Raw genomic sequence first — 12832 nt, 5'->3', positions numbered from 1 at the left:
ACCCTGGATTGCCGTGGCAAGAGTATTGATCATAGTTGGTGAAAAAATCCAGGCAGGTCTATTTCACACCTCGTCCTCATGTTGCAGTTCGAACAACAGCAGCGATCTTCCCGTCACAGCATATTCATGGTCGAAATCAAACCGCTCCTGGCCGCGCACGGCCGGTTGGTTGGTGTCGATCATGCAGGTCCAGAAGCCGCCATCGGGCACCGGCGGCAGGCGGAAATTGACCATGTCGTGGTGGGCGTTGACCACCAGCAGCAAGGTCGCATCGGCACCAGCACGGCGTATTCCGGTTTCCTGGGCGCGGCCATCCATCAACATGCCGAGGCAGCGACCCTGGCTGTCTTGCCACTGTTCGGTGCTCATCTCATTGCCGTCCGGGGCGAGCCAGGTCACGTCCTTGACGCCGATGTCTTCGTTGTAGTCGCCCACCAGGAAGCGCCCACGACGCAGGATCGGATAAGTCAGGCGCAGCTTGATCAGGCGTTTGACGAACTTGAGCAAAGCCTTGCCATCGTCATCCAACTCCCAGTTGACCCAGCCGATTTCGCTGTCCTGGCAGTAAGCGTTGTTGTTGCCGTGTTGGGTGCGGGCGAATTCATCACCGGCCACCAACATTGGCGTGCCCTGGGCCAGGAGCAGGGTGGCGAAAAAATTGCGCATCTGACGCAGGCGCAGGGCATTGATTTCAGGATCGTCGGTAGGGCCTTCAACACCGTGGTTCCACGACAGGTTGTTGTTGCTGCCATCCTGGTTGTCCTCGTCGTTGTCCTCGTTGTGTTTGTCGTTGTAGGACACTAGATCGTGCAGGGTGAAACCGTCGTGGGCGGTAATGAAGTTCATCGAGCTGTAGGGCCGGCGACCGCGCTGGTTGAACATTTCACCGGAGGCAGTCATGCGCCCGGCAAAATCCGCCAGTTGGCCGTCGTCGCCTTTCCAGAAGGCACGCACGGTGTCGCGGAAGCGGTCGTTCCATTCCACCCAGCCCGGTGGAAAGTTACCTACCTGATAGCCGCCTGGACCAATGTCCCAGGGTTCGGCGATCATCTTCACCTGGCGCAGTACCGGGTCCTGGCGGCAAGCAACGAGGAAGCTGTGGCGTTCTTCGAAACCGTCGTGGTAACGCCCCAGAATGGTCGCCAGGTCGAAGCGGAAGCCATCGACGTGCATTTCGGTGGCCCAGTAGCGCAGGGAATCAGTGACCATTTGCAGCACGCACGGGTGACTCAGGTCCAGGGTGTTGCCGGTGCCGGAGTCGTTGATGTAGAAGCGCTTGTCGTCGGGCATCAACCGGTAGTACGAGGCGTTGTCGATGCCGCGCATCGACAGGGTCGGGCCTTGCTCGTTGCCTTCGGCGGTGTGGTTGTAGACCACGTCAAGAATCACTTCCAGCTTGGCTTCGTGCAGATGGGCGACCATCTCCTTGAACTCGGCGATCTTGCCGCTGGCCAGGTAGCGCGGGTCGGGGGCAAAGAAGGCGATGCTGTTGTAACCCCAATAATTGGTCATGCCTTTTTGCAGCAGGTGCTGATCGTTGACGAAGGCATGGATGGGCAGCAACTCCACCGACGACACCCCCAACTGACGGATGTGTTTGAGCACATCATCGACCATCAGCCCGGCGCAGGTACCCCGCACGGCTTCTGGTACCGAGGGGTGACGCATGCTGATGCCGCGCAGGTGAGTCTCGTAAATGATGGTGCGATCCCAGGGCGTGCGCACGGGTTGGTCATTGCCCCAGGTGTGGGCCGGGTCGATGACTTTGCACTTGGGCACGAAGGGCGCGCTGTCGCGTTCGTCGAAGCTGAGGTCGGCGTCGGGGTGGCCAATGGTGTAGCCAAACAGGGCTTCGGACCATTTAAGCTCGCCCACCAGTTGTTTGGCGTAGGGGTCGATCAGCAATTTGTTGTGATTGAAGCGGTGGCCGTTGGCCGGGTCATAAGCACCATATACGCGATAGCCGTAGATCAGCCCCGGATGGGCGTCGGGCAGATAGCCGTGGAAGGTCTCGTCGGTGTATTCGGGCAACTCGATGCGTTCCAGCTCAATTTCGCCGGTGTCGTCGAACAGGCACAGCTCGACCTTGGTGGCGTTGGCGGAGAACAGAGCGAAGTTGACCCCCAGGCCGTCCCAGGTAGCGCCGAGGGGGAAGGGCAAACCTTCACGAATCCGCGACGGCTCGGTATCAGGCGTCGATTGGGTTTTGTCGGGTTTGCTCATTGATATGCTCCTGCAAATGGGTTCTTCAGGCCAAACGGGACCGTTCGTGGCGAGCGGGCAAGCCCGCTCGCCACAAAAAAGCCCGATTGCCACAATGGACTGTGATCAGCTCGCCGGTTTGCGCGGCGCTTTCGGCTTGGGCTTGGCGGCCGGTTTCGCCACCGCGCTCGCCGCTTTGGCAGGCGCCGCCGGCTTGGCTTTCGGCTTGGGCGCCTTGCTTGGCGTCAGCGCTTCAGCTTCAGCCAGTTTGCGCGCCATCTCCCAATGACGCGCCTCCTGGCCTTGGGGTTTGCCTTCTGACTCCCAGATCTGATACGCAAATTCGCGAACGCGTTTGTCTTCGGTACTCATCGCAATGCTCCTCACAGAAAATTTCAGCTTTCTTGATCATTAGGATTGATAAAGATATTCACCGGAAAATCCCCCAGAGCTGCGCGGATACTCAACTCCTTGTTGGGTGTGACTGCGCCTGTTCGGAAAAGTCCCTTCCAGTTTTTGGTTGTTACGGTGAACGGTAACTTGACCCGGGTATCGCCCCAGACTTGCGCATCGACGTGGGGGTTGGCGCTGTTTACAAGCAGGCTGTGGGTCCAGCGCGGCACCACCACCAACAGCCGTTTTCCTTGATGTTCACGGCAGAACGCAATGACTCGATCTGCATGCTCACCCACCACCTCCAACGGCTCGTAGCTGCCCTTGGCAAACAGCGCTGGGTGGGCCTTGCGCAAGGTCAACACCTGGGCAATCAGGGCCTGTTTGATACGCCCGTCACGCCAATGCTGAAGCAGTTGCCCCACCTCGACGGGCGATTGCAGCGCCTGTTGCCGGGCATTGAAATCCACCGGTCGACGGTTGTCCGGATCTACCAGGCTGAAGTCCCAGAACTCATCGCCCTGGTACAGGTCCGGCACGCCCGGCACGCTGAAGTGCAGCAAGGATTGCGCCAGTCCATTGAGGGCACCGGCTGGCGCGATGACCTGGGCGGCGACACCAATGGCTGTGCGCAGCGCTAACCCCGAATCGTCCAGCAACAAACGGCGCAGGAAAGCTTCGACGCCCTGCTCGTAAAGCTCGTTGGGCGCGCTCCAGCTGCTGTGCAGTTTGGCTTCGCGCAAAGCCTTCTGTTGCCACTGCCAGAGCCTCTGATGATAGTCGCCAAGGCCCGAGGCATTGGCGCTATAGAGGTCCAGGGGCCAACTGCCCAGCAGCACTTGGTAGAGGATCAACTCGTCACCCGCCGAGGGCGTGGCTTGATCGCAGCGCAACGGCGCGGCAAGCGCGCGCCAATGCTGCACCTGCTCGGCGTACCAAACGGCACACTCGCTGAGCACTGCCAGGCGAGCGCGGCTGTCTTCGCCGCGCTTGTGGTCATGGGTGGCGGTGGCCAGCAGGTTGTCGGGGAAGGTCTGCAAGCGTTGTTGATTGGCCGCGTGGAAGTGCGCCAGGGGCGCGCTGAACTGCTCGGTGCTGAAACCCACGTCATTGCGCGACAGCAACACCGCCGAACGATAGAACGCGGTGTCTTCCACGGCCTTGGCTGCTGCCGGGGAAGTCAGTTGCTGGAAGCGCACACAGGCGTGCTTGAGGATCTTGCGTTCGCGACCCAGAGGACGGTCACGCCAGGGCTGGCCGCCCAGCCATTTTTCCAGGCAGTCGAGGACCGGCCAGTCGCCTTCGCTCAAGGTGCTGCGGGCGCCGCTCATGGCTCGCATAAAGAACACATCGTCGCGCTCAGTGCGACCACGGGCGCTGATGTAGGTGCGATAGACCGGGAAGTGCACGATCAGCTCCTGCAAGGCGCGGCGAATGGCGCCCAGGGTCAGGTCGCGGCTCATCACGTCGTCACGGGCCACGTGCAGCAGGGCCTGGGCGACGCTTTCAAAATCCCCGGCCAGGGAACCGTTGAGGATCTGCTGGCGGGCCAGCCAGGCTTCCTCGATAAACGCTGATGGACGTTCGGTGTTGCCGCTCCATAGCTCGGCCAAGGGTTCAAAGCCTGCGGGGTCATGTTGCAGCAGTGACAGCTGGTTCATGAACTCATAGCCGGTAGTGCCGTCGACCCGCCAGTCCTCATACAGGGTTTCCCCTTCGCCGAGTATTTTTTCGACGTAGATCGGCAAGTGCTGGTCCGGCGATAGTGCATCCACCCGGCGCCGCAGCTTGCGGCAGTAACCGCGAGGGTCGGCCAGACCGTCGATATGGTCGATGCGCAGGCCATCCACCAGGCCTTCGCTGATCAGATGGAAGATCTTGCCGTGGGTGGCCTCGAACACGGCGCTGCGCTCCACCCGCAGGCCGCCCAGTTCGTTGATGTCGAAGAAGCGCCGCCAGTTGATGTCGTCTGCCGCCGTGCGCCAGCTGGCCAGGCGATAGCTCTGTTGTTCCAGCAGATGATGCAGGCGGGTAAAGCCTTGCGGCTCTCGCGAGTCGAAGAGACTCAGGCTGCGCTCGATGGCGTCCAGGATTGTTGAGTCGCCAGCCAGCTCGACCAACTCCTGTTTCAGGATCGCGGCCTGGGGGTAGGCATCGGGCTGGTAGGCGAGGGTACTGAAGCGGTCGGCCAAGGCCTTGAGCGGCTCATGAGCACGCAGTATGTCGCCGTAATCGCTGGGGCAGATCGGGAAACGGTGTTCGTAGTGTTCGACGAAGAAGCTGCCGTGCTGTGGATCGAAGCGCAGTGCAATAGTGCCGGTTTGCAGCGCCTCCCCGTAGTCGCTGCCCAAAAACGGCATCAGCAACTGGCCCTTGAGCAGCGGGTCAGGCGAATGCCACTGGATGTCGAAAAATTCGCTGTAGGGGCTCAAACGGCCCCATTCCAGCAGGTCCAGCCACCAGGCGTTGTCGCTGCCACCGACGGCCATGTGGTTGGAGACGATATCGAGGATCAGGCCCATCTGGTGTGCACGCAGGGCCGCCACCAGCCGGCGCAGGGCCGGTTCGCCACCCAGCTCGGGGTTGACGGTGGTGGGGTCGACTACATCGTAGCCGTGCATGGAACCGGCGCGGGCACTGAGCAGCGGCGAAGCATAGAGATGGCTGATACCCAAGCGGGCGAAGTAAGGCACCAACGACACTGCGTCATCAAGGGTAAAGCCTTTATGAAATTGCAGGCGCTGAGTCGCCCGAAGGGTCAATGGCTTCACCGGTCACGCTCGAGGGCTTGATTGCGCGCCACTGCCAGCAGCTCAAGGCGGCGCGCGGCGTCTTCATCGTCGAGCAGGGTGGCAGCAGCTCCCGGCAGGCGACGGCGCCAATTGGGATGGGTGTCGGTGGTGCCGGGCAGGTTGGCTTGTTCTTCAATACCCAGGGCGTCTTCCAGGGGCAGCAAGACCAGAGGGGCACGGGTGTGGCCCAGGTAACGCACACTGGCGTCGATCACGTGGTCGGTTTCGTTGCGCACTTCATCGCGAAAATTCTGCGGGTCCTGGCTCAAGGCCTGGCGCAGTGACTGGCGTTCCCGCAGGCGGTGTTCGCTCCACTGCTCGACGGTGGGCGCATCAATGAGCCCCAGTTGCACATTCCAGTCGATATCGCGGTTATGCCACCAACCATTGAGAGTGGGCAGGTCATGGGTGCTGGTGGTCGCCAGGGCATTGTCCGGCCAATCGAGGATCGGCTTGAACTGGCCGCCATGGTCTTGTTCGAACAGCAGCACGCGCATGCCGAGGATCGAGCGGGCGATCAGTTTTTCCCGCAGGCCGTCAGGCACAGTGCCGAGGTCCTCGCCGAGGACGATGGCCTGGTGCCGACTCGATTCCAGAGCCAACAGTCGCAGCAGGTCATCCACCGGGTAATGCAGGTAGGCACCTTCTTGGGGTGAGGCGTCCATGGGGATCACCCACAGCCGTTGCAGGCCCATCACATGGTCGATGCGCAAACCGCCGGCATGGGCAAAGTTGGCCCGCAGCATTTCGATAAAGGCGCGAAAGCCGTTGCGCTTGAGGCCTTCGGGGGAAAAGGCGGAAATGCCCCAGCCCTGACCTGTGCGGTTGAGGATGTCCGGCGGCGCGCCCACAGTCAGTTCGGCGAGCAGTTCGTCCTGGCGACTCCAGGCCTGGCTACCCGCACCATCGGCACCTACGGCCAGGTCTGCGATCAGGCCGATGCCCATGCCGCTGCCCCTGGCGGCTTGTTGCGCCCGCTCCAGGCAGCGAGCGATCAGCCATTGGCTGAAGGCAAAGAAGCCGATTTCTTCGCCATTGTCTTGCGCAAATTGCACCAATGCCGGGCTGTGGGGGGCGCGCCAGTCTTGCGGCCAATGGCGCCAGTCGAGGCTTTCACCGTTGGCGGCGCGCTCGGCCTGTACCGCCTCGAAGCGGCAGTGGTTTTCCAGGGCTTCGCCACCAGCCTGGCGAAAGCTCAGGAAGTCGGCGTGTTGCGGGTGGTTGCCTTGGCGAAAATCCTGGTACAGCGTGCGCAATAGCTGTTGTTTGGCCTTGGCCGCAGCGGGCCAGTCGATCAGGCTCTGTTGTTCAAGCGCCTGCAGTTCATCGGCCAGGCCGCTGGTCTCGATGGCGCTGCGCAGCGCCCGTTCGCCGAGGATGCAACCCGGCGAGGCATAGAGGCTGTTAAGGAACAGGCGGCTGGAGGGGGAATAGGGGCTGTAGCGCTCAGTGTCGGCGCTGAACATGGCGTGCATCGGGCTGATCGCCAGGGCATCGGCGCCTCTTTCGGCAGCAGCGCGGGCCAGGTGCTCCAATGCCTGCGTGTCGCCAAACCCGCCGTCACCGCTACGGCGCAGGGCGTACAGTTGGGCGCTGAGGCCCCAGGCGCGGGCGGTTTGGCTGTCTACGGCTTCGGCGACGCTGTAGCAATGAGTCGGCGCCACTGCCAGGGTGAAGTGTTGCTTGGCAATGTGCGCCTGGTGGTAACCCACCGGCATCGAACCGACGAGAGTCGCGTCGGCGTCGAGTTCAAGGTCCAGGACGCTGCCGTCTTCCAGATGGAGCTGGCAGGGCGTGCCTGGCGCAAAGTAGCGCGCCAGGTCCAGGCCTGCGCCGAGATCCACGGTCAGCAGCGGTGGCAGGTGTTTGTCTTGTTGCGCCCGCGCCAGGTCCTGCAGGCTGGCCGCAATGGCTTTGTCGCTGTCGGCGGGGTGGCCCAGGCCTTTGAGCACGGCGCGCAAGGCGTCGGGGCTGACACGTTGCGGGCGGCCGTTTGCGTCGATCCAGTCGACGGCCAGGCCCGCTCGGCTGGCGAGTATTTCCAATTGCGCTTCGCTCAAGAGTGCTCTCCAGTAAGGGTTGAGGATTCGCCCGGGGTCAGGCTGACACGGGCGCTAAAGGGCGCGAGCAACGTGTCATTGACGGTTGAAACCGGGGTCACAAACAGGCTGTGGACACCTGTTGGGTGCTTGAAGGTGGCAGGACTCAGGTTGAGGTCGATCTGCAGCACGCTGCCATCGCCCAGGCGCCAGCGGGCAGAGATCGCACCTTGCCCCAGCACGTGCGCACCCAGCGCCACGCTGCCCGGTAGATGCGGCACGATGTGTCGGTGGCGCAGGCTCAGCAACTGGCGGTACAGCTGGGAAGTGCTGCAATCGGCCAGGGCCGGGGCAGAACGGCGGAAGGTTTGCAGGGCGTTGGGATCGGGAATGCGTTCGCGCCGCTCGGGATCGGTGAAGGCGGCAAATTCGGCAAATTCGTTACGCCGGCCTTCGCGCACCGCTTCAGCCAGTTCGCCATGGTGGTCGGTAAAAAACAGGAACGGCTCTTCAGCGTTGACTTCATCGCCCATGAACATCAGCGGGATCATCGGTGACATCAGCAGCAATGTCGTAGCGGCCTTCAATGCCTGGGGGGAGCAGAGTTGATGCAGGCGTTCGCCCAGGGCACGGTTACCGATCTGGTCATGGTTTTGTAGAAACAGCACAAATGCGCTGGGTGGCAAGTGCCCGCTTGGCTCACCGCGTTCGCTGCCGTGACGGGTAGCGTGGCCCTGGTAGATAAAGCCTTCGCTCAGGCAGCGCGCCAGTTTGGCGGTGGGGTCGTCGGCAAAGTCGGCGTAGTAGGCATCGGTTTCGCCGGTCAGCAGCACGTGCAGGGCGTTGTGCCCGTCATCGTTCCACTGGGCATCGAAACCTTGCTCCAGCAGGCTGGCCTGGTTGAATTCATTTTCCAGCACCAGCCATACGTGACGCCCCGGGTCCACTTGCTGACGGACCCGCTGGGCCAGTTCCTGGAGGAACTCGGGATCGTTGATGGCGTGCACTGCATCCAGGCGCAGGCCATCGAAGCGGTACTCCAGCAACCACATCAGGGCGTTGTCGATAAAGAACTCGCGCACTTCACGACGGCGAAAGTCGATGCCGGCGCCCCATGGCGTGTGAGTGTCTTCGCGGAAAAATCCCTTGGCGTACTGCCCCAAGTAATTACCGTCGGGGCCGAAGTGGTTGTAGACCACGTCGAGGATCACCGCCAACCCCTGTTGGTGGGCGCTGTCGATCAGCTGTTTCAACTGGTCGGGAGTACCGTAGGAGGATTGCGGAGCGTAGGGCAGGACCCCGTCGTAGCCCCAATTACGCTCGCCGGGAAACTGCGCCAGGGGCATCAGTTCAATAGCCGTGACACCCAACTCGGCCAGGCGCGGCAGTTGTTTCTCAACCTCGGCGTAGCCCCCCAGCACGCCCACGTGCAGCTCGTAGATAACCGCCTCATGCCAGGGCCGGCCCTGCCAGGCGCTGTGGCGCCAGCGGTAGGCCAGCGGATCGACCACGACGCTGTGGCCATGCACGTCAGAGTGCTGAAGTCGCGAAGCCGGGTCAGGGACCTCCCGCTCACCGTCGATGTTGTAACGGTAGCGAGTCCCCGCCGGGCATTGCACTTGCACTACAAACCAGCCATCTGCCAGGGGCAGCATGGGAACAGATGTGCCTTCTTCCAACTCAACGCTGACATAAAACGCATCAGGCGCCCACAAAGCGAAACGGGTGTGTTGCGCGTCGAGCATGATTGCGCCGTGGGGCCATGTTTCCAGAGTCCGTAACGGCATCTATAAAGACCTCTTTACTGTTTTCCCGATGTTCCCAGGGTTTTCGCCACCAGTTGTTCGTAAAGTTCGGCGTAGGGCTCCACTGACTGGCACCAGTTGAACGGCGCGGCCATGGCCCGGCAACGCATGGCGTTGAGCAGACCGGGGTAGGCAAAGACCTTGAACGCACGGCTCAAGGCAGCTTCGTAGCTTGGTACAGTGGATTCGTTGAACAGGAAACCAGTGACGCCATCCTCGATGGTGTCCGCCAGGCCGCCGGTGTTGCGGGCCACGGGCAACGAACCGAAACGCTGGGCGTACATCTGGCTCAGGCCACAGGGCTCATAGCGCGAGGGCATCAGCAGAAAGTCGCTGCCGGCAAACATGCGTCGCGCGTCGGTTTCGTTGAAGCCGATACGTACGCCGATCTGACCAGGGAAGCGCAGGGCGAGGGCACGCATGGCCTGTTCTTCCTCGGGTTCGCCGCGACCGATGATTGCAATCTGGCCACCGGACTCGACGATAAAACTGGCGACTGCTTCGGTCAGGTCCAGGCCTTTCTGGTAGACCAGCCGAGAAACTACGGCAAACAGCGGGCCGGTGGAGTCGTGCAAGCCGAACAGGGTACGTACATGGGCCGCGTTCACGGCCTTGCCTTCCCAATCACCGATGTTGAACGGGTGGGTCAGGTGTGGGTCGGTGGACGATTCCCAGCTTTCATCGGTGCCATTGGGAATACCGCTGAGCAGGCCTTGCTGGGTCTTGCTGGCAAGGAAGCCATCTAGACCGCAGCCGAACTCCGGGGTGGTGATTTCCTGGGCGTACGTGGCGCTGACCGTGGTGATGTGGCTGGAATAAGCCATGCCGGCCTTTAAAAACGACAGTTTGCCGTAGAACTCCATACCTTCCTGTTGCAAGGCATGCTCGGGAATCCCCAGCTCCGGGCACGAGGCCAGGCTGACCACCCCCTGGTAGGCGAGGTTATGGATGGTGAACAGCGTGGGTGTGCGTGAACCACGCCAGTGCATATACGCCGGCGCCAGGCCTGCAGGCCAGTCATGGGCGTGCACCAGGTCTGGGCACCAGTGGATTTGCGCCAGGTTGGCGGCAATATCGGCGGCGGCCAGGCCCAGGCGGGCGAAGCGGATATGGTTGTCTGGCCAGTCGCGACCATTGTTGGCGCCGTAGGGCGTGCCTTCACGCTCATAGAGTTCGGGGCAGATCAGGACATAGATGACCAGGCCGTCCTTGAGGTCCATGCGCCCGATCTTGCAAGGCGGCAGCGCAGCATGGCCGCCCAGCTCACCGATGATGTGAATGGGGTTGTCGCTCTCCAGCACCTGCGGGTAGCCGGGAATCAACACGCGTACATCGTGCAGGTGGGCCATGGCCCTGGGCAGGGCGGCGGAGACATCGCCCAGGCCCCCGGTTTTCACCAGGTCGGCAAGCTCCGAGGTGACAAATAGCACTTTTTTGCGATTGGGGCTTTGAGACGAGACCGGCCGCACCGTGTTGGGAAGGTCCGCCAATGAGGTAGGCCCGCCAATTGGCTGACTAAAACGCTCTCCCTGAGTATCTAAATCGGCACTGATCATAGTTCTCTCCCATGGTTGGTCGGCTGATAGCTTTGAGCCATCAGCGATGATTGACCGCATCCTGCGGCCAGGCGCACAAGCGCTACACAGACTGGCAAGCCTTATGCCAGTTGCGCTGGAGTCATAAATAGAGTGGATGGACGGGCGTTCGGCGTGAACCCTCAGCGCTCGCCTTACCTTAAACCTGACCTACGGTAGAGTTAGAAAGTTTCGATTTTTTGCGGGGGCTTTTCTTTTGGTTGCGACCCATCGGTCATGAGTCTAGGCCAGATCCCAGAGCCTGTAGGCTATGTGGGTATTTTTTGTAGGACAAAATTTTTAATAGGTCTCTACATATTTCTTGAGGTTGCTGATGGCTGGGGTTTAGGGGGGCTATTGAGTACATATCCGTTGTTGCGGTAACGGTGGCTTAGGGTTATGCCCTTACGGCGTGTCACTTTCGAAAAGCCGGAATCCGCTTTTCAGTAGGAGCGAGCTTGCTCGCGAAGAACCTGAGGGCACCGCGGTGATTCAGGATGCCAGCGTCATCGTTAACGACCATCGCGAGCAAGCTCGCTCCTACAGTGGGCAGTGGGCAGTAGATACGTTTTTGCTTTTCACCACTCAGGCCGGCTACCAGGCCGCCGTGCCTTTGCTTTTGATCTAAGGCGCCCCGTTAAACCACGATGGCTGAACGTAGGTATTGATCCGTGGGTAAACCGGCAGGACGCCGGTTTAGCCGCGCTGGGCCAAGGATGGCCCAGCGCGGCGGCCCACGGAGCAATGCCGGAGTGAAGGCATGCCGAGCCACAGCGAGGCACCGAGTGGTGGGGCAAGAGCGCTTTGGTTACTTTCGCGCTTTTCGAAAGTGACACGCCGTAAGGGCGTAACCCTAATCCGCCCTGACCAAAATAACGGATATGTACCCAAGCCCAGTCCAGCCCGAAAACCCTGCCGGCAAAGATGCATAGATACCCATGGCAGGCATACCACCACAACCCGCGTGCCACATTCAGGTGCCAGCGGATTCGGTTCATGTGCCGTTATTGGTCGCGGCTGGCGCGCCGAATGTCAAAACGCTCGATAATGGTGCACTGATGCCCAGACCGGGCAGCACGCTATCGCTGGCCAGCGCGTAACCGGGATAACGAAGGAGGCAGAGCTGCTAGGGTATAGTTCAACTTGACGCCGCCCAAAGGAAGATCAGCCTGGGCTCAGAAAAACCCTATGACAGTTGGAAAATGCATGCTGACTGCTTTTTTGCAATATCCCGTTTCATTTGGCGATCCAGCAGCAAATTTCAAGCAGATTCGCGACAGTGTAGACGCGGCACAATTTGATCTCCTGGTCATGCCCGAGCTTTGCACCATCGGTTATTTTCACAGCTCGCGTGAGGCATTGTTTCTTCATGCTGAATCGGCGTTCGATGGGCCAACCGCGCAGTTCTTACTGCAACTATCGGCAGACAAGAATGCAACGCTAATTGCTGGCATCGCTGAGCGCGACGGCGATCACATATACAACACGGCGATTGTCGTATCGCGAGGGCGCTGGCTGGGGAAACAACGCAAGTGCCACCTGTCACGCATAGAAAAGCCCCTCTTTACCCCAGGCGATTCATTAGCGTGCTTCGATGACGGAATCTGCCGTTTTGGCGTTCTTACTTGTTTTGACCTCTGGATGCCAGAAGCCGCTCGCTTGCTGGTGCGCCAAGGTGCGCAGTTATTGTGTTGCCCAGCCAACTATGGTGGACCTTGGACAACCCAGCTTGCGCGCATTCGCGCAATGGAAAACGCCACTCCGCTAATCTGTGCCAATCGTACCGGTGTGGAAATGTATGCAGGCGAAGAGGCGACATTCAGAGGCGAAAGCCAAATTGTCGGGCCTATGGGAGAAGTTTGGGCATCTGCCACAGAAGAGACGTCGCTTGGCTTGTCGATAATCGACCCAGTTGCGCACGTTCTCAAGGCGAATCCTATGTGTGATGACTTGATGGAAGAGGCAAGTCGCTATGCTTTGTCTTTCGCCCCCAGCCGGAACCTCCCCTAAACCGCAAATCGCAGCTT

Annotated in this window: 7 protein-coding genes and 1 pseudogene; 1 reads left to right on the top strand and 7 read right to left on the bottom strand. The window is 60.7% G+C overall.

All coding sequences use genetic code 11. From position 1 onward, the window contains the following. Positions 1 to 63: 63 nt before the first annotated feature. From glgX to ACZRKZ_RS06230, 7 genes and pseudogenes are all read right to left on the bottom strand, one after another. A complete protein-coding gene (glgX, locus tag ACZRKZ_RS06260; protein ID WP_463968490.1) occupies positions 64 to 2223 on the bottom strand; it encodes a glycogen debranching protein GlgX in 2160 nt (719 codons plus the stop codon). A gap of 105 nt (positions 2224 to 2328) precedes the next feature. Beyond that, positions 2329 to 2574 (bottom strand): DUF2934 domain-containing protein, encoded by a 246-nt coding sequence (locus ACZRKZ_RS06255; protein ID WP_463981072.1) that lies wholly within the window; start codon positions 2572 to 2574, stop codon positions 2329 to 2331. Positions 2575 to 2597: 23 nt separating this feature from the next. Next, entirely contained in the window at positions 2598 to 5366 is a 2769-nt protein-coding gene (locus tag ACZRKZ_RS06250) for a malto-oligosyltrehalose synthase (protein ID WP_463981071.1), read from the bottom strand. Beyond that, positions 5363 to 7447, bottom strand: coding sequence for a 4-alpha-glucanotransferase (malQ, locus tag ACZRKZ_RS06245; protein ID WP_463981070.1), 2085 nt, complete (start codon positions 7445 to 7447; stop codon positions 5363 to 5365). Before malQ ends, ACZRKZ_RS06250 begins: the two co-directional genes overlap by 4 nt. After that, positions 7444 to 9213 (bottom strand): malto-oligosyltrehalose trehalohydrolase, encoded by a 1770-nt coding sequence (treZ, locus tag ACZRKZ_RS06240; protein WP_463981069.1) that lies wholly within the window; start codon positions 9211 to 9213, stop codon positions 7444 to 7446. Before treZ ends, malQ begins: the two co-directional genes overlap by 4 nt. A gap of 14 nt (positions 9214 to 9227) precedes the next feature. Then, positions 9228 to 10787 (bottom strand): glycogen synthase GlgA, encoded by a 1560-nt coding sequence (gene glgA, locus ACZRKZ_RS06235; RefSeq protein WP_463981068.1) that lies wholly within the window; start codon positions 10785 to 10787, stop codon positions 9228 to 9230. A gap of 463 nt (positions 10788 to 11250) precedes the next feature. Continuing rightward, positions 11251 to 11370: pseudogene (locus tag ACZRKZ_RS06230) on the bottom strand (outer membrane lipoprotein carrier protein LolA); the annotation flags it as partial. 641 nt (positions 11371 to 12011) lie between these two features. Between ACZRKZ_RS06230 and ACZRKZ_RS06225 the strand changes: the two are divergent. Then, positions 12012 to 12815, top strand: coding sequence for a nitrilase-related carbon-nitrogen hydrolase (locus ACZRKZ_RS06225; protein WP_463981067.1), 804 nt, complete (start codon positions 12012 to 12014; stop codon positions 12813 to 12815). Positions 12816 to 12832: the final 17 nt, after the last annotated feature.

It is taken from the genome of Pseudomonas sp. c313 (genome assembly GCF_055407145.1).
This window is presented reverse-complemented; position numbering and strand designations above follow the sequence as displayed.

What these genes read in the sequence shown, in the direction of transcription:
- glgX (WP_463968490.1), bottom strand. Translation starts at nt 2,223, where the DNA reads ATGAGCAAACCCGACAAAACCCAATCGACGCCTGATACCGAGCCGTCG.
- ACZRKZ_RS06255 (WP_463981072.1), bottom strand. Translation starts at nt 2,574, where the DNA reads ATGAGTACCGAAGACAAACGCGTTCGCGAATTTGCGTATCAGATCTGG.
- treZ (WP_463981069.1), bottom strand. Translation starts at nt 9,213, where the DNA reads ATGCCGTTACGGACTCTGGAAACATGGCCCCACGGCGCAATCATGCTC.
- glgA (WP_463981068.1), bottom strand. Translation starts at nt 10,787, where the DNA reads ATGATCAGTGCCGATTTAGATACTCAGGGAGAGCGTTTTAGTCAGCCA.
- ACZRKZ_RS06225 (WP_463981067.1), top strand. Translation starts at nt 12,012, where the DNA reads ATGCTGACTGCTTTTTTGCAATATCCCGTTTCATTTGGCGATCCAGCA.